This window comes from Ferrovibrio sp. (assembly GCF_036381655.1).
In the GTDB taxonomy this organism is placed as follows: domain Bacteria; phylum Pseudomonadota; class Alphaproteobacteria; order Ferrovibrionales; family Ferrovibrionaceae; genus Ferrovibrio.
On record NZ_DASVCJ010000034.1, the window covers coordinates 60,153 to 77,366 of the forward strand.

The window sequence follows — 17,214 nt, forward strand, 5'->3', positions numbered from 1 at the left end:
AACCGTGATCTCGACAGCGCAAATTCCGCTATCCGCAGCTCTGCCCAATGCCCGATCCCGGCCGCTTTCCGGCGCCGCCCTGGCCCGGGCCGAAACCTGGCTGTTCGATCTCGACAACACGCTCTATCCGGCCGACTGCAATCTGTTCGCCCAAATCGACCGGCGCATGGGCGAGTTCATCGCCAGGCTGTTCGATATTGCACCGGAAGAGGCCAAATCGCGGCAGAAGGCGTTTTTCCACGCGCATGGCACGACGTTGCGCGGCCTGATGGTCGAGCACGGCATCGATCCGGCGGAATTCCTCGACTACGTCCACGACATCGATCTCACCGTCGTCTGCGAGAGCCCCGCCCTGCATGCGGCGCTCACGCGGCTGCCCGGCCGCAAGATCATCTACACCAACGGCACTGTCGCCCATGCCACCCGGGTGCTGGACAAGCTCGGGGTTGCTGCGCATTTCGAGACGGTGTTCGATATCGCCGCTTCGGATTTCCTGCCCAAGCCGGAGGAGGCGCCGTTTCGCAAGCTGCTGGAGCGGCACGGAATCGCGCCGGCGCGCGCGGTCATGGTCGAGGACATGGCGCGCAATCTCAAACCGGCAGCGGCGCTCGGGCTGACTACGATCTGGGTGCCGACGACGGCCGCCTGGTCGAAACCCGACGATGGCGACGACAGCCATATTCACCATGTGGCGCCGGATCTCGCGGCTTTCCTGGCGGCCTTGCCGGTTGACTAAAAGGGGCCGGCCGCTATTGTCTCGCGGCTTTCCGTTGAACTTTTCCGCCAAACCGTGCCAGACGAGGACTCCATGACCGACGCCGCGCTCAGCCAGCAATTGCAGCCCGTGATCGATGCGGCCTGGGAGAAGCGCGACCAGGTCAATTTCCAAACCAAGGGCGAAATTCGCGATGCCGTCGAGGCCGCGTTGAACGCGCTCGACGACGGCAAGCTGCGGGTGGCCGAAAAGATCGCCGGTCAGTGGACGGTGCATCAATGGGCCAAGAAGGCGGTGCTGCTGAGCTTCCGGCTCACCGACAACATGCTGATCAGCGATGCTCCGGGCGGCGCGCATTGGTTCGACAAGGTGCCGTCCAAATTCGCCGGCTGGAGCGAGCAGCGCTTCCGCGGCGCCGGCTTCCGCGCCGTGCCGGGCGCCGTGGTGCGCCGCGCCGCCTATATCGCGCCGGGCGTGGTGCTGATGCCCAGCTTCGTCAACCTTGGCGCCTATGTCGACAGCGGGACCATGGTCGATACCTGGGCCACCGTCGGCTCCTGCGCGCAGATCGGCAAGAATGTGCATCTGTCCGGCGGCGCCGGCATCGGCGGCGTGCTCGAGCCGCTGCAGGCCAATCCGGTGATCATCGAGGACAACTGCTTCATCGGTGCCCGCGCCGAAGTGGCCGAGGGTGTGATCGTCGAGGAAGGCGCCGTGCTGTCGATGGGTGTCTATCTCGGCGCTTCCACCAAGATCATCGACCGCAGCACGGGCGAGGTCTTCCAGGGCCGCGTGCCGGCCTATTCGGTCGTGGTGCCGGGCAGCATGCCGGGCAAGCCGCTGCCGAACGGCCAGCCTGGCCCGTCGCTGTACTGCGCCGTGATCGTCAAGCGCGTCGACGCGCAGACCCGGTCCAAGACCTCCATCAACGACCTTCTGCGCGACTGAGCAAGCGGCGCCGCCGGGAAGATTTCCTTAACCAGTACGAGTAACACTAGGAGATCGAATCCATCCCTAACCGTCGGCGCCATGAGCAAGGCAAAGCGTATCGATCCCAGCACCTTTCGTCGGGCAACCATCCTGGTGGCCGAGGGCGACCGCTCTCTGCGCCGTGCGCTGCGTGACGTGCTGCTTGGGATGGGCTTCCCCTCCATCGTGCTGGCGGGCACCGCGGCCGAGACGATGCGCCGGATGGTCGAGCAGCGGCCGAGCGTCCTGCTGCTGGATCACAAACTGCCGGGCGCAGACGGGCTGGCGATGACCCGGCGTCTGCGCCGTGACGGCGGAGACCTCAACCGGCTGCCGATCATCCTGATGGCGGAAGCACCCGATGCGGCTCTGGTCGTGGCCGCGCGCGATGCCGGCGTGCACGAGATCGTCGTCAAGCCGATCTCGGTCGAGGCGCTGGTGCTGCGCCTGATGCATGTGCTGCATACGCCACGCCCCTTCGTAACCGGCCCCGGCTTCATAGGGCCCGACCGCCGCCGTCTGGGCGAGCGCCGCCGCCGGCCTGACCGGCGCGTGCATCCCGTCGGCACGCTGGACGGCGACCGCCGGCATTATCCGGGCCGGCGCACCGGCATGGACCGCCGCCGGGCGAGCTGACCCGCAAAAACACCGCTAGACGAGGCGGCCGACCTGGCCCGCCGCGGCCGACACAAATCTGTACACTTGCATTACAATTGTACCTCGCTACAATCTTCCGCCATGCCGACCCCAGGTGCATGACCTGCGGTCGATGGGGAGGATCAAGCATCCATGCCGGCCGCCGCTCAGTCCACGGCAAAAAACAGCCGTCGCGTCGCGCGTATGGGCGCGGGGCGGGCCGGCACGGCGCGGCCCAATGGCCAGCAGACGGTCGATTACGGCACGCTTCCCCAGCATGTGGGCTATCTGCTCCGCCTCGCGCAATTGCGCGTCTGGGACGACTTCTACCGCCGCGTCGGCGATACCGGCATCAGCCCGTCCCTTTATTCCGCGCTGATCCTGATAGAACGCAATCCCGGCCTGCAGCAAAGCCGCCTGGGCGAGGCGCTGGGCGTCGCGCGATCGGGCGCCATGACCATGGTCGATCGGTTGGAAAGCCTGAAGCTGGTCGAACGCCGCGCCGACCCGCATGATCGACGCGCCTACGGCCTGTTCCTGACCGCCACCGGCCGGGCCCGGATGAGCCAATTCATCGCCCGCGTCCAGGAGCATGACAAGCATATCACGGCGGCGCTGACGCCGGAGGAGCATCGCGAGCTGATGGCGCTGCTGCAGAAATTCATTGCCGTACCGGCCAGGCCGGACAGCGCCAGCGAGAAACCCAGCGATAAACGCAGTGGCATCATGGAGAGGGAGGAAACACCATGACAGTCAAGCTTACCCGCCGCCAATTCGCGGCCGGCACCGCAGCCAGCGCGGCTCTGCTGGCAGGCACGGCCCCGTTCAACATCGTCCGCGCCCAGGGCAAGAAGCTGAAGATCGGCGTGCTGCTGCCGCGCTCCGGCTTCGAGGCACAGCTCGGCATCGCCTGCCAGCGCGGCATCGACATCACGCAGAAGATGCTGCCCGCCTTCGGACTGCCCGGCGATTTCGAGATCATGAACGCCGACACGGAATCGAATGTCGACGTCGCGCGCTCGCGGGCCGAAAAGCTGGTCAATGAAGGCGCCCATGTCCTGATCGGTGCCTTCGATTCGGGGCAATCCGCCGCAATCGCCCAGGTCGCCGAGCAGAAGGGCGTGCCTTACGTCATCAATATCGCCGCCGCCCCGCAGATCACCGAGCAGGGCTACAAATACGTCTTCCGCAATTTCCCGACCGCGCCGATGCTGGTGCGCAACGGCCTGGTGCTGATGAAGTCGGTCTTCGAAAAGAGCGGCATCACGCCGAAGACCGTCGTGTTCATGCATGTCAACGACACCTTCGGCCAGGCGATGCAGAAGGGCATCTCCGCGATGCTGCCCAGCCTCGACATGCCGTTCAAGGTGGTCGAGACCATCGCCTATGACCCGCAGGCGAAGGATCTTTCGGTCGAAGTGGCGAAGGCCAAGGCGACCGGCGCCGAAATGCTGATGCCGGTTACCCGCATCAATGACGCCATCCTGCTGGTGCGCGAGATGGTCAAGCAGCGCTGGGAGCCGAAGATCGTCATGAGCCCCGGCGCGCCGGGCTTCTACGAGAACCAGTTCTACCGCACGCTCGGCAAGTTCTCGAACTACATGATCACGAACGTGCCCTGGTACAATCCGCGCTCGGCGGTCACCCAGAAGGTGCTGGACGAGTTCACCAAGAAGTACAAGAACGAGATGTTCGAGCTCAATGTCGGCTTCTCCTTCGAAGCGGTGATGATCGCCGTCGACGCCTTCGCCCGCGCCAAATCGACGGACGGCAAGGCTTTGGCCGACGCGCTGCGCAGCACCAACATCAAGGAGCATGTCATCGCCGGCGGCCCGATCACTTTCGACGCCAAGGGGCAGAATCCGAACATCATCTCGGTGACGCTGCAGAATCTCGACCAGCGCCCCAAGGTGGTGCTGCCGCTCGACATCGCGGAAGACAATCTGGCACTGCCGCTGCCGAGCTGGAGCAAGCGGTAAACACCTGAAGAGCCACGCGCAGGCACCGAAGAGACAATGCCCATCGAACTCATTGCCAACGTTGCCGTTCAGGGCATCCTGACGGGACTGGTCTACGGCCTCATGGCTTTGGGCCTGTCAGTCATCTTCGGTGTCGTGCGCGTGGTCAATTTCGCCCATGGCGAGATGATGACGATCGCCTCCTATGCCGCGATCGTCGCCTTCGGCGCCTGGAACATCGATCCGCTGCTGGCGATGGTCCCGATCGCCGTCATTCTGTTCGCCATCGGCTATGTCCTGCAGAAAGCGCTGATCAATCCCTTCATCAACCGGCCGGAGCACAGCCAGTTCATCCTGCTGGCCGCCGTCGCCATCATCATCGCCAACACGCTGCTGATGATCTTCGGGCCGGATTCCCGCAACGTCCTGGTCGATTATGCCCTCGATTCCCTGCAGATCGGGCCGCTGCTGGTCGACAAGGTCCGCGTGATCACGGCGGGATTTGCCTGCCTGATCGCCGCCGGCCTCTTCGCCTTCTTCAAGTTCACCCGCACCGGCCGGGCGATCCGCGCCTGCGCCGACAACCATCTCGGCGCGCTGGTCGTCGGCCTCGACGTGAAGAAGCTCTACGCCCTCACCTTCGGTATCGGCTCGGCCTGCGTCGGCGCCGCCGGCGCCATGATGACCCTGCTGATAGACGTCACGCCCAATGTCGGCCCGGTCTTCACGCTGCAGGCCTTCGTCATCGTCATTGTCGGCGGCCTCGGTTCGATGCCCGGCGCCTTGCTCGGCGGCGTGCTGATCGGCCTGTCGGAGGCGCTGGCCGGCCTGTTCTTCGTGCCTTCGGCCAAAAGCATGTTCGCCGTCGCCATCCTTATCCTGGTTCTTCTGTTCCGGCCGCAGGGCCTGTTGGGGCGCAAGATATGATTTCACGCATGTTGGATGGCGTGCCGCGGCGCGCGCGCGCCTTGCTTGGCCTGCTGCTTGCCGTACTGCTGATCGCGCCGCTGGTGGTCAACCCCTATATCCTCTCGATCCTGATCCTGGTGCTCTACTTCGCCTATACCGGCCAGGCCTGGAACGTGATGATGGGTTTTGCCGGCCAGCTCAGCCTGGGCCATTCGCTCTATGTCGGCGTCGGCGCCTATGCGGCCGCGGCGATCTACACCCATTACGGCATCGGTCCCTGGGCCGGCATCTGGGCGTCGATCGCGATCTCCGTCCTCTGCGGCCTGTTCATCGGCTTTCTCGCCTTCCGCTTCGGCATCAGCGGCGTCTATTTCGCGCTGCTGACCATCGCCTTCGCCGAATTCACCCGCGTCGGCTTCGATCACTTTCCCTGGGTCAATGGCTCAGGCGGCCTGTTCCTGCCGGTCGAGGAATATGCCAGCAACGATCCCCTCAACCTGCGCGGCGCGCCGGTGATGTTCTATTATTTCCTGCTGGCGATCACGGTGCTGGCCTTCCTGTTCTGCCGCTGGCTGCTGACCGGCCGCATCGGTTATTACTGGCTGGCCATCCGCGAGGAGCCGGAGGCGGCGCAAACGCTCGGCATCAATGTCTTCCGCTACAAGATGCTGGCGGTGGCGATCTCGGCCGGCATGACGGCGTTGGGCGGCGTCTTCTACGCCTTCTACTACAACAACCTGTTCCCCGAGCAGATCTTCAGCATGAGCCGTTCGATCGAACTGATCCTCGGCCCGATCATCGGCGGCATCGGCTCGCTGTTCGGGCCAATCCTCGGCGCCTTCGTGCTGACCGTGCTGGCCGAGGGCCTGAGCGAAATCATGGTCACGCTGGGCTACGATATTCCCGGTTTCAAACAGGTCTTCTACGGCATCTGCCTCCTGCTGGTGATCGTCTATCTGCCGCACGGCATCTGGCCGCCCCTGCGCAAGCGTCTCGGCCTGGAGAGCAAGCCATGAGCGATGCCTTGCTTGCCGTCGACGGCATTTCCAAGAGCTTCCGCGGCCTGCGTGCCGTCGCGCGTGCCTCGCTCGACGTGCCGCGCGGCGGCATCGTCAGCCTGATCGGCCCGAACGGCGCCGGCAAGACGACCTGCTTCAACATGGTGGCCGGCGTCTTCAGGCCCGACGAAGGCAGCATCACCTTCGATGGCCGCCGCATCGACGGCATGCGGCCCGACCAGATCTGCCATGCCGGGATCGGCCGCACCTTCCAGATCGTCAAACCGTTCAGGGAACTCACCGCGCTGGAGAACGTCGTCGTCGGCGCTCTGCGGGCCGAACCCAGCGTCCGCGCGGCGCAGCGCAAGGCGGAGGCCGTGCTGGACCAGCTTGGCATGCTGGAGCGCCGCCACCATCCGGCGACGCAACTGACCCTGCCCGAGCGCAAGCGGCTCGAGGTTGCGCGCGCGCTGGCGACCGAGCCGAAACTGCTGCTGCTGGACGAAGTGATGGCCGGCCTGCGGCCGACCGAGACCGACCAGATGGTGGCCGTCTTCCGCGAGCTGAACCAGCGGCGCGGCATCACCATTTTGCTGATCGAGCATGTCATGCGCGCGGTGATGGCGCTGTCGCAGCAGGTCGTGGTGCTGCATTACGGCCAGGTCATCGCCAGCGGCGCCCCCGAGCAGGTGGTGCGCGATCCGGCGGTGCTGGAATGCTATCTCGGCGAGGAGGCCGACCTATGAGCCTCGTGCTGGATGCTTTGGACGTCTTCTACGGCGACGCCCAGGCGCTGGACGGCGTGACGCTGACCGTGCCGCAGGGCAGCATCGTTGCCATTATCGGCGCGAACGGCGCCGGCAAATCGACCCTGATCCATACCATCGCCGGCATCGAAAAGCCGCGCCGCGGCCAGATCCGCTACCGGGGCACCGAGATCGGCGGCTGGCCGAGCCACAAGGTCTGCAATCTCGGCATCGGCCAGGTCGCCGAAGGCAGGCAGATATTCCCCAGCCTGACGGTGGCCGAGAACCTGCAGATGGGTGCCATGCTGCCGCGCGCACGGTCCAAGGAGAAGGCGACCCTCGAGGAGATTTACGCGCTGTTTCCGCGGCTGGCCGAGCGGCGCGACCAATTGGCCGGCACGATGTCGGGCGGCGAGCAGCAGATGCTGGCGATCGGCCGCTGCCTGATGGGCCATCCGGAACTGATCATGTTCGACGAACCTTCGCTCGGCCTCGCGCCGGCGATCGTCCAGGAGGTCTTCCGCATCATCAAGCTGCTGCACCAGCGCGGCATGACGATTGTCCTCGTCGAGCAGAATGTCGCTGTTTCGCTGAAGCTGGCCGATCATGCCTATGTGCTGGAAAACGGCCGCATCGTGATGGACGGCAGCGGCGAAGCGCTGCTACATGACGATCGGGTGCGGCAGGCCTATCTCGGGCTGTAAGCCGCGGGCCGGACAGCCGGCCGCCGCGTGAGAGGCAATGGACACAAGCGAATTGAAGGATCGCCGCGTCGCCGTCATCGGCGGCGGACCGGCCGGCCTGATGGCCGCCGAGGTCGTTGCCAGCGCCGGCGCAACGGTCAGCGTGTTCGAGCGCATGCCGAGCATGGGGCGCAAGCTGCTGATGGCCGGGCGCGGCGGCCTGAACATCACCCATTCCGAACCGATCGAGCGCTTCCGCAACCGCTATGGCGCCGCCGCATCCTGGATGGAACGCCACCTCGCCGCCTTCCCGCCCTCGACCCTGATCGCCTGGTGCGAAGGGCTGGGCCAAGCGACCTTCATCGGCAGCAGCGGGCGCGCGTTCCCCGAAGCGATGAAGGCAAGTCCGCTGCTGCGTGCCTGGCTGGCGCGGCTGAACGGTCTCGGCGTCCGGCTGATGACGCGCGCGGACTGGACCGGGTGGAATGCCGCCGGGGCGCTGACCTTTGCCGATGGCAGCGTCTTTGCGGCCGAGGCCTCTGTGCTAGCGCTGGGCGGGGCATCCTGGCCGCGGCTCGGCGCCGATGGCGGCTGGACCGGGCTACTGCCCGAGATCGACATTGCCGCTCTGCGGCCGGCCAATTGCGGCTTCGCCGTTCCGTGGTCGGAGCATTTCCGGAACCGCCATGCCGGCGCACCGCTGAAACGCATCGCCCTCTCCTTTGCCGGCGAGACGGTGCGCGGAGAGGCGATGATCACCACGGCTGGAATCGAGGGCGGCGCGGTCTACGCGCTCTCGGCGGTGTTGCGCGAGGCGATTGCCCGCGACGGCAGCGCGCTGCTGCGGATCGACCTTCGCCCGGATCTTGCACCGGCGGAACTCGACGAGCGGCTGAACGAGCCGCGCCGCGGCGCCTCCCTGGCCAATTTCCTGCGCAAGCGCATCGGCCTCTCCCCAGCCGCCATCGGCCTGGTGCAGGAAATCCTGCATACCGGGGCTGCGCCGCCGCTGGCGACATTGATCAAGGCCCTGCCGCTGCGGCTGACCGCGCCATTCGGACTGGCGCGAGCGATCTCGACCGCCGGCGGAATTGCGCTGCATGAGCTGGACGAGCATCTGATGCTGCGCCGCCGGCCCGGCGTCTTCGCCGCCGGCGAGATGCTGGACTGGGAAGCGCCGACCGGCGGCTATCTGCTGCAGGGCTGCCTGGCGACCGGCCTTGCCGCCGGCCGCGGCGTGGTCGAGTGGCTGCGGGCGAACCCGCAGAAATGAGAACGGCCGCATCGCTGCGGCCGTTCTGCTGATCACGCCAGATTGGCGAAGAAGTCGTTGCCCTTGTCGTCGACGATGATGAAGGCGGGGAAATCCTCCACCTCGATGCGCCAGACCGCTTCCATGCCAAGCTCGGGATATTCGAGCTGCTCGACCTTCTTGATGCAGTTCTTGGCGAGGATCGCGGCCGGACCGCCGATCGAGCCGAGATAGAAGCCGCCGTATTGCTTGCAGGCATCGGTGACCTGCTTGGAGCGGTTGCCCTTGGCCAGGCTGATGAACCCGCCGCCATTCTGCATCAGCAGGCCGACATAGCTGTCCATGCGGCCGGCCGTGGTCGGACCGAAGGAGCCGGAAGCGTAGCCCTCCGGCGTCTTGGCCGGGCCGGCATAGTAGATCGGATGGTTCTTCACATAATCCGGCAGGCCCTGGCCCTTCTCGATCCGCTCGGCGAATTTCTGATGCGCCAGGTCGCGGGCGACGATCAAGGTGCCGGTGAGCGACAGGCGCGTTTTGATCGGATACTGCGACAGCAGCTTGCGGATCTCGCTCATCGGCTGATTGAGATCGACCTTGACGACCTCGGTCGACAGCTTGTCCTCGTGATCGGGCAGATACTGCGCCGGATTGGTCTCGAGCTGCTCGAGGAAGATGCCGTCGCGGGTGATCTTCCCGAGCGCCTGACGGTCGGCCGAGCAGGACACCGCAATGCCGATCGGAATGCTGGCGCCGTGGCGCGGCAGGCGGATGACCCGCACGTCATGGCAGAAATACTTGCCGCCGAACTGCGCGCCGATGCCGTTGACGCGGGTCAGCTCCAGAATCTTCTGCTCGAATTCCAGATCGCGGAAGGCATGGCCGCTCGGGCTGCCCTTGGTCGGCAATCCATCCAGATAGCGCGCCGAGGCCAGCTTGGCGGTCTTCAGGTTCAGCTCGGCCGAAAGGCCGCCGATCACGATGGCGAGGTGATAGGGCGGGCAAGCCGCCGTACCGAGCGTCTTGATCTGCGTGTCGAGAAACTTCAGCAGATTGTCGCCGCGCAGCACCGCCGGCGTCTGCTGATAGAGAAAGGTCTTGTTGGCCGAGCCGCCGCCCTTGGCCATGAACAGGAACTTGTAGGCGTCGCCATCGGTGGCATAGAGCTCGATCTGCGCCGGCAGATTGGTGCCGGTGTTCTTCTCCTCGAACATCGAGAGCGGCGCCAGCTGCGAATAGCGCAGGTTGGTTTCGGTATAGGTGCGATAGACGCCCCTGGAAATCGCCTCCTCGTCCTTGCCCGAGGTCCAGACATACTGGCCCTTCTTGCCGATCACGATGGCCGTGCCGGTATCCTGGCAGCTCGGCAGCACCATGCCGGCTGATATGTTCGCGTTCTTCAGAAGCTCGAGCGCAACGAAACGGTCATTTGCCGAGGCGTCCTTGTCGTCGAGAATCTTGCGCAATTGCGCCAGATGGCCGGGGCGGAACAGATGCGCGATGTCGTGCATCGCCGCGAAGGTCAGATCGCTCAGCGCCTGATCGCTGACCTGCAGCACCTCGCGCCCGCCCGCCTTGATCACCTCGGCTCCGTCACCGGAGAGCTTGCGATAAGTGGTCGTGTCGGCGGCAAGCGGGAACAGGTCCTCGTACAGGAACTCGGGCATTGGAAACTCCTGGTCAGTGATGCGGTCTGGGGCGGAAGGGCTCTAAGCGAAATGGCTGTAAACGAAATGGCCCGGGCGGGCCGGAAGGAAATTCAGGATTTCTTTTTGCGGAAGGCGTCCAGCGCCACGACATCGCCGGTCTTGCGCTCGCCCTCTTCCGCCGGCGCTGCGGCCGGCGGGGCCTGCGCTTCGTCACCAACATCCGCAACGGGGGCCGGCGGGCGGTTTTCCGCATTGGGCGCGACACGGAACTGCAATCCGAACTGCACGCTGGGATCGGCGAAAGCGGTGATCGCCGCATAGGGGATGACGAGCCGCTCGGGAACCTTGTTGAAGCTCAGCGTCACCTCGAAGGCGTCCGGGCCGGGCTCCAGTCCCCAATACTGGTGCTGTAGAACGATGGTCATCTCTTCCGGATAACGCTCATGCAGGTATGGCGGAATCTCGACGCCGGCCTGATCGGTACGGAAGGTGATGTAGAAATGATGATTGCCGGGCAGGCCAAATTCGGCAACACGACTGAGCGCTTCGCGGACAGCGCCGCGCAGGGCGGTCTCCACCAACTGATTATAGTCTAACAGCTTGCCGGCCATATTCGATCTTCTCGGGACTTTACGCGGGCATTTTACCCCGCCCCAGCAGGCGGTTCAATTTCCATGGCCGGCGCGATTTCCGCCCATGGCGGAAGCCGGTTTCAGCGGCGCTCAGAAAATCGAGCCGGGAAAGTGGGGGGCTTCTGTTGCCCGGCGCCCCCCGAGCCGCGCTTACCGATTAGGCAGCGAGTGCAACGCTATTGTCGTTGGCACTTGTAGGATTGACCCGATAACGGCGGTATCATGCCGGGCGAAAACTGGGTCTTTACTGCGCATGTCGAGCCTGATTCGCCCCCAGCATCAACCCAGCATCGGCCATTCTCGGCTCGTCCTGGGCTCATGGTGGAGGCGCCGGGTACTGCCCCCGGGTCCATTACGCCTATTCCACACAGCGTTTATCGCCATAGTCGGTTGCCCGACGCCCCCAATGTAGGGCCGGACGGCCGGGTTTTAAAGCCCTTGGCTGCCGTTGCCCGGGGGTTCGGGGCTCCAAGCTTTTGTCCCGGGGCCTTTTGGGGACTCGGGCAGCCGGTCTATAACGACCTGCTTTTTTACCCGGCGGCGAGTCGCCGGGATCGTCGCCAGGGAGATGCCGCCATGACCATGACGCCGGAACAGGCCGCCGAAATCGCCGCCCTGCGCAGCCAAAGCCAGCCGACCCGCCGCGCCACCGTCCCCGCGCTGGAAGAAGTGCTTTACGAGCCGATTCCCGTGCTGGATCACGGCTTCATCCGGGTGATCGACTATATGGGCGACGACTCGGCCGTGGTGCAGGCGGCCCGCGTCTCCTATGGCCGCGGCACCAAGAAGGTCAGCGAGGACCGCGGCCTGATCAATTATCTGATGCGGCACCGGCACACCACGCCGTTTGAGATGTGCGAGATCAAATACCACGTGAAACTGCCGATTTTCGTGGCCCGGCAGTGGATCCGGCACCGCACCGCCAATGTAAACGAATATTCCGCCCGCTACTCGATCCTGGATAACGAGTTCTACATCCCCGCCCCCGACCAGCTTGCGGCGCAATCCACCAGCAACCGCCAAGGCCGCGGCAACCTGCTGACCGGCGCCGAGGCGGCGCGCGTGCTGGAGCTTTTGAAGCGGGACGCGATGCAATCCTATGCCTCCTATGAGGAGATGCTGAACGAGGGGCCGGACGGCACGCCGCGGGATCAGGACCGGCAGGGCCTGGCGCGGGAATTGGCGCGCATGAATTTGACCCTGAATTTCTATACGCAATGGTACTGGAAGACCGATCTTCTGAACCTGCTGCATTTCCTGTCGCTGCGGGCAGACAGCCACGCGCAGTATGAGATCCGGGTCTATGCCGAGGCCATGCTGGAGACGGTCAAGCGCTGGGTGCCGGCCTGCTACGACGCCTTCATGGAATACCGCGTCGGCGGTGCCAGCCTTTCCGCCACGGCGATCAAGGTGGTGCGCCGCATGCTGGCCGGGGAAGCGGTCGAGCAGGCCAATTCGGGCCTGAGCGCCCGCGAATGGCGCGAGTTGATGGCGGTACTCAAGCCAGGCGAATAGCGCGCCGCGTCACTCCTTCCGTTCCGGCATCAGGGCGGCGACCGAGCGCCGGTTGAACAGCCAGATCAGGCCGCCGAGAATGGCGGCCCCGGCAAAGACCAAGCCGAAGGACAGCGGATCGCCGGCCGGAAAGAATGAATTCACCGCCGAGCCGAGTCCCCCGCCCGTCGTCTGCAGGAAACCCGCCAGTGCGGCGCCGGCGCCGATCGTGGCTGGATTGATGCCGACAGCGGTGACCACCGAATTGGGCAGCGCCAGCCCCATGCCCATTGCCCAGAGCATGCGGAAGCCGATGATCACCGCGACGCTCGGCGGCAGCAGCGCAATGCAGCCCGCCATGGCCACTGCACCGGTGAGCATGCACAACACGCCAAGATCGATCAGGCGCAGCATGCCGATGCGGCCGCCAAGCAAGGACGACAGCAGCGAGCCGATCAGGTATCCGCCGGCGCCGATGGCGGTCAAAATGCCGTAGAGCACCGGGGGAATGTCCATCGTATCGATCAGGACCGCGGGCGCCCCGGCATTGAAGCCGTGCAGGCCGGCAAAGATCGCGAGATTGAGCAGGCCGAGCGTGAGGAAGGTCCGGCTTCCCAGCAGGAAGGCAAAGGCGCGGATGATGCCGCTGAACAAGGGGCCGGCAGCGGAGGCAGGGCGAAGGGTCTCCGGCAGGCGCCAGACCAGGATGGCCAGAACCAGGGCCGTGATGCCGCCGCTGATCCAGAAATTCGCCCGCCAGCCGAGGAAATGCTCGACGATGCCGCCAAGGGCCGGGGCCAGGATCGGGGCCAGCGCCAGCGAGGCGCTGATGGTGGATGTCGCCCTTGCCGCCTGCCGCCGGTCGTAGACATCGTTGACGATGGCCCGTCCGGTCGCCATCGCGCTGGCGCCGCCCAGGCCCTGGACCGCCCGCGCCCATAGCAGGGTGCTGAGCGACCCCGCCAGGGCGCAGGCGAGGGAGCCGGCAACCATGATGGCAAGGCCGCCGAACAGCAGCGGCCGGCGCCCATAGCGGTCGCTCAGGGGGCCATAGAAGAGCTGGCCGCCGGCAAAGGTGGCGAAGTACACCGTCAGGGTCAGGGGCAGGATTTCCGAGGGCCCCGCCAGGTCGTCCCCGATGCTGGGGAGCGACGGCAGATACATCGTCGCCGCCAGGATGCCGTTCGCAAACAGCGCCGTCAGGAGAAGGACAAGCTCGGCCGGCGGCAATTTCTGGGGCATGGAAGCGGATAATGACCTAAGGTAGAATGATTATGCGTTTGCTCCCCATATGAGTATCACACGTTGGTTGGCTTAGACCAATGCAAAGTATATATATGATCGTAAAAGGCTTTTTATGATTCTAGCGGGTCGGGTCGGCGATCGGCCGTGAGGGGGCGCCTCGCAATGTCGGAAAAAATCGATTTCAGCCATATCCGCTTTCTCATTGTCGATGGCAACAAGCTGATGTGCCAGCTCATCAAGGACATCCTGATGATGCTGGGCTGCCATCAGGTTACCACCGCGCGCGACAGCGAGAAGGCGATCGGTGTTCTCCGCTCGGGCGGCATCGACGTGCTGATCACCGAGTGGAACCTGAAGCCGCGCAGCGGCCTGGAATTGCTCGATTGGCTGCGCACTGATGTCACGTCGCCCGACCGCATGATGCCCGTGATCATGCTCACTGCGAATTCCGAGATGGAATATGTCGTCGAATCGCGCGACAAGGGCGTCACGGAGTTCCTCGCCAAGCCTTTCACGGCCGATGGCATGTATCGCCGGCTGGTTTCGGTGATTGCACGTCCGCGGGATTTCGTCAGCGTTAAAGGCTATTTCGGTCCCGACCGGCGCCGGCAGCAATTGCCGTTCGAGGGCCCGGACAAGCGTCAGCAGAAGCCGGAATAGCAGCGGGGACAGTATGCGCAGAACCATCATCCCCAATCGTGGCGATCTCAAGCGCAAGGCGGTCAATTACAAGACCGGCCTCAGCCTGAAGCTCGACGACGAACTGCGCCAGAAAATGGATGCGCTCGTGCAGAATTCGACGGCGCAGTTCCTGGAAGAAACGGTCCAGTCGCTCAAGATGCTGCGCGATGCCCTGGGACGCGCGGCGGCCGATCCGTCCTCGCGCCACGAAGTGCTCGAGCAGATTCGCGAGGAAGCTTTTCAAATCAAGGGGATGGGTGGTGTTTTCGGCTATCCCCTGCTGACCGAGTTCGGCAAATCGCTGCATGATTTCCTCAAGGAGCTGACCGACCTGGACGAGTTGCAGCAGGAGATCGTCAGCATCCACATCGACACGCTCTATGTCGTGGTCACGCACAAGATCGCCGGCTCGGGCGGCCCCCTGGAGGCCCAGTTGCGGGCTTCGCTGAAAGCCGCCATCGACAAGGCCAAGCCTGCCGCCAAAGCCGGCTGAGCCGGGCTCGGCACCCGGTGGACACCCCGGCGGCGGCGCCCTATAACCCCGGCATGGTCCCGGCGCGCCCCCTACCCTTCATCAAGATGCACGGACTCGGCAACGATTTCGTGGTGCTGGACGCGCGCGAGCAGCCCGTGCCGCTGGACGCGGCGGCGATCCGCCTGCTGGGCGACCGCAGGCGCGGCATCGGCTTCGACCAGATGATCACCATCGAGCCGTCCGACAAGGCGGATGCCTTCATGCGCATCCACAATGCCGATGGCAGCGAGGTGGAATCCTGCGGCAATGCGGCGCGCTGCATCGGGGCGCTGCTGATGCGCGAAACCGGCCATGACAGTGTCAGCATCGACACGCTGGGCGGCTGGCTAGAGGCGAAGTCGGGCGCCGAGGGCCGCATTACCGTCGATATGGGCGAGCCGCGCTTCGACTGGCAGGCAATTCCGCTGGCGCGGGCGATGGATACCGTCACGCTGGATTATGCCCATGCCGGCTACGACCGGCCGGGCGCCGTGAACGTCGGCAATCCGCATGTCGTCTTCTTCGTCGCCGATGCCTTGGCGGTGCCGCTGGCGGAGATCGGCCCGAAAATCGAATGCGACCCGCTCTTCCCGCAGCGGATCAATGTCGAATTCGCGCAAGTGGTCGACCGCAGCCATATCCGCATGCGGGTCTGGGAGCGCGGTGCCGGCATTACCCGCGCCTGCGGCACCGGCGCCTGCGCGACCCTAGCGGCGGCGGCGCGGCGCGGCCTGGCCGAGCGCAAGGCCGAAATCATGCTCGATGGCGGCCCGCTGCTCATCGAATGGGCGGCCAACAACCGCATCTACATGACCGGCCCGGCCACCGAGGCCTTCCGCGGCGAAATCCCGCCAAGCTTCTGGGCCGCGCTCGAAACCGCCTGAGCCGATGGCGCAGCGCTCAAGCGTTCTGAATTTCGGCTGTCGTCTGAATTCGTATGAAGGCGAGGCCATTCGCGCGGCCCTGCAGCAGCATGGGCGCGACGATATCCTCGTCGTCAATACCTGCGCCGTGACCGCCGAGGCGGAGAAGCAGGCGCGCCAGGCGATCCGCCGGCTGCGCCGGGAAAACCCGGACAAGCGCATCGTGGTGACCGGCTGCGCCGCCCAGGTCAATGCCGCGGCTTTCGCCGCCATGCCCGAAGTCGATCATGTGATCGGCAACCGGGAAAAGCTTGCCGAAGCGACATGGCGCAATCTGAACCCTGATGCAGCGCGCGTTGCCGTCGGCGACATCCAGACCGAATCGCCGGCGGCGTTGCCGGCGGTGAGCCACTTCCCCGGACGCCCGCGTGCCTATCTGGAAATCCAGCAGGGCTGCGATCACCGCTGCACCTTCTGCATCATTCCCTTCGGCCGTGGTAATTCGCGCAGCGTTCCCATGGGCGCCGTGGTGGAAGAAGCACGCCGTCTTGTCGCCAAAAGCTTTGCGGAAATCGTGCTGACGGGCGTGGACCTGACCTCTTATGGCGCAGACCTGCCGGGCAAACCGAATTTGGGGCAGTTGGTTCGAAAAATTCTGTCGTTGGTGCCTGACCTGAAACGGCTCCGCATTTCGTCCATAGACTCCATCGAGGCCGATTCCGACCTGATGCGCGCGATCGCCGAAGAGGCGCGCCTGATGCCGCATTTCCATCTTTCCGTGCAGGCGGGCGACGACATGATCCTCAAGCGCATGAAGCGTCGTCATCTGCGCCGCGATACCATCGCATTCTGCGAAGACGTGCGCCGCTTGCGGCCCGAGTCGGCCTTTGGCGCCGATCTGATTGCAGGGTTCCCGACGGAATCCGAAGCCATGTTTGAAAACACGCGACGGCTGATCGAGGAGGCGGGGATTTCCTATCTGCACGTCTTTCCCTTCAGCGCACGGGACGGCACGCCGGCGGCCAGGATGCCGCAACTGTCCCGATCCGTGGTGAAATCCCGAGCCGCGGCCTTGCGCGCCGCCGGGGACGCGGCTTTGAACCGGCGCTACCAGAGTTTGATCGGCTCGGAACAGGAAATTTTGGCCGAGAAGCCCGGTATCGGTCGTACCCGATGTTTTGCCCCGGTTAAAATTCCTGCAACCATTCCGCCCGGAGCGCTTACGCAATTGCGCATTGTGGGCTCCGGCAACGCGCAACTTATCGCGGCATGA

At 64.9% G+C, this 17,214-nt stretch carries 18 protein-coding genes and 1 other RNA gene; 15 read left to right on the top strand and 4 right to left on the bottom strand.

Going from position 1 to position 17,214, the window contains the following annotated elements; all coding sequences use genetic code 11:
- The first annotated feature begins 4 nt into the window (after positions 1-4).
- The 10 genes from VF194_RS07095 to VF194_RS07140 all read left to right on the top strand — a co-directional run bounded on the left by VF194_RS07095 (position 5) and on the right by VF194_RS07140 (position 8,887).
- A complete protein-coding gene (locus VF194_RS07095; RefSeq protein WP_330889450.1) occupies positions 5-736 on the top strand; it encodes a pyrimidine 5'-nucleotidase in 732 nt (243 codons plus the stop codon).
- 72 nt (positions 737-808) lie between these two features.
- Positions 809-1,663 (top strand): 2,3,4,5-tetrahydropyridine-2,6-dicarboxylate N-succinyltransferase, encoded by an 855-nt coding sequence (gene dapD / locus VF194_RS07100; protein ID WP_330889452.1) that lies wholly within the window; start codon positions 809-811, stop codon positions 1,661-1,663.
- 81 nt (positions 1,664-1,744) lie between these two features.
- A complete protein-coding gene (locus tag VF194_RS07105) occupies positions 1,745-2,320 on the top strand; it encodes a response regulator (protein WP_330889454.1) in 576 nt (191 codons plus the stop codon).
- Positions 2,321-2,473: 153 nt separating this feature from the next.
- Positions 2,474-3,070 (top strand): MarR family winged helix-turn-helix transcriptional regulator, encoded by a 597-nt coding sequence (locus VF194_RS07110; protein WP_330889456.1) that lies wholly within the window; start codon positions 2,474-2,476, stop codon positions 3,068-3,070.
- Positions 3,067-4,299, top strand: coding sequence for an ABC transporter substrate-binding protein (locus VF194_RS07115; RefSeq protein ID WP_330889458.1), 1,233 nt, complete (start codon positions 3,067-3,069; stop codon positions 4,297-4,299). The genes VF194_RS07110 and VF194_RS07115 overlap by 4 nt, the downstream gene beginning before the upstream one ends.
- A 36-nt stretch (positions 4,300-4,335) precedes the next feature.
- A complete protein-coding gene (locus tag VF194_RS07120) occupies positions 4,336-5,205 on the top strand; it encodes a branched-chain amino acid ABC transporter permease (RefSeq protein WP_330889460.1) in 870 nt (289 codons plus the stop codon).
- On the top strand, positions 5,202-6,203 hold the full coding sequence (locus tag VF194_RS07125; protein ID WP_330889462.1) for a branched-chain amino acid ABC transporter permease: 1,002 nt from the start codon (positions 5,202-5,204) through the stop codon (positions 6,201-6,203). Before VF194_RS07120 ends, VF194_RS07125 begins: the two co-directional genes overlap by 4 nt.
- On the top strand, positions 6,200-6,931 hold the full coding sequence (locus tag VF194_RS07130; protein WP_330889464.1) for an ABC transporter ATP-binding protein: 732 nt from the start codon (positions 6,200-6,202) through the stop codon (positions 6,929-6,931). Before VF194_RS07125 ends, VF194_RS07130 begins: the two co-directional genes overlap by 4 nt.
- Complete coding sequence (locus tag VF194_RS07135) at positions 6,928-7,635, top strand: ABC transporter ATP-binding protein (RefSeq protein ID WP_330889466.1); 708 nt, start codon at positions 6,928-6,930, stop codon at positions 7,633-7,635. The genes VF194_RS07130 and VF194_RS07135 overlap by 4 nt, the downstream gene beginning before the upstream one ends.
- A 37-nt stretch (positions 7,636-7,672) precedes the next feature.
- Positions 7,673-8,887, top strand: coding sequence for a TIGR03862 family flavoprotein (locus tag VF194_RS07140; RefSeq protein ID WP_330889468.1), 1,215 nt, complete (start codon positions 7,673-7,675; stop codon positions 8,885-8,887).
- 32 nt (positions 8,888-8,919) lie between these two features.
- Here VF194_RS07140 and VF194_RS07145 read toward each other — a convergent pair whose 3' ends face one another.
- The 3 genes from VF194_RS07145 to ssrA form a co-directional block, all read right to left on the bottom strand.
- A complete protein-coding gene (locus tag VF194_RS07145; protein ID WP_330889470.1) occupies positions 8,920-10,530 on the bottom strand; it encodes a fumarate hydratase in 1,611 nt (536 codons plus the stop codon).
- Positions 10,531-10,622: 92 nt separating this feature from the next.
- Positions 10,623-11,123: an SspB family protein gene (locus VF194_RS07150; RefSeq protein WP_330889472.1), complete on the bottom strand. Its 501-nt coding sequence runs from the start codon at positions 11,121-11,123 to the stop codon at positions 10,623-10,625.
- Positions 11,124-11,254: 131 nt separating this feature from the next.
- Positions 11,255-11,582, bottom strand: a transfer-messenger RNA (tmRNA) gene (ssrA, locus tag VF194_RS07155).
- A 138-nt stretch (positions 11,583-11,720) separates the two neighbouring features.
- Here ssrA and thyX point away from each other — a divergent pair.
- Positions 11,721-12,659 carry an FAD-dependent thymidylate synthase gene (gene thyX, locus VF194_RS07160; protein ID WP_330889474.1) on the top strand — a complete coding sequence of 313 codons (939 nt, stop codon included), beginning with the start codon at positions 11,721-11,723 and terminating at the stop codon, positions 12,657-12,659.
- A gap of 9 nt (positions 12,660-12,668) precedes the next feature.
- Here thyX and VF194_RS07165 read toward each other — a convergent pair whose 3' ends face one another.
- A complete protein-coding gene (locus VF194_RS07165) occupies positions 12,669-13,880 on the bottom strand; it encodes a multidrug effflux MFS transporter (protein ID WP_330889476.1) in 1,212 nt (403 codons plus the stop codon).
- Positions 13,881-14,045: 165 nt separating this feature from the next.
- On the opposite strand from VF194_RS07165, the gene VF194_RS07170 reads away from it, so the two are divergent.
- Genes VF194_RS07170 through mtaB form a run of 4 tightly spaced genes read left to right on the top strand, consistent with a single transcriptional unit; the run spans position 14,046 to position 17,214 of the window.
- A complete protein-coding gene (locus VF194_RS07170; protein WP_330889478.1) occupies positions 14,046-14,543 on the top strand; it encodes a response regulator in 498 nt (165 codons plus the stop codon).
- 13 nt (positions 14,544-14,556) lie between these two features.
- Positions 14,557-15,057 (top strand): Hpt domain-containing protein, encoded by a 501-nt coding sequence (locus VF194_RS07175; protein WP_330889480.1) that lies wholly within the window; start codon positions 14,557-14,559, stop codon positions 15,055-15,057.
- A gap of 17 nt (positions 15,058-15,074) precedes the next feature.
- Positions 15,075-15,962 carry a diaminopimelate epimerase gene (dapF, locus tag VF194_RS07180; RefSeq protein WP_330889482.1) on the top strand — a complete coding sequence of 296 codons (888 nt, stop codon included), beginning with the start codon at positions 15,075-15,077 and terminating at the stop codon, positions 15,960-15,962.
- A gap of 4 nt (positions 15,963-15,966) precedes the next feature.
- Positions 15,967-17,214 (top strand): tRNA (N(6)-L-threonylcarbamoyladenosine(37)-C(2))-methylthiotransferase MtaB, encoded by a 1,248-nt coding sequence (mtaB, locus tag VF194_RS07185; protein WP_330889484.1) that lies wholly within the window; start codon positions 15,967-15,969, stop codon positions 17,212-17,214.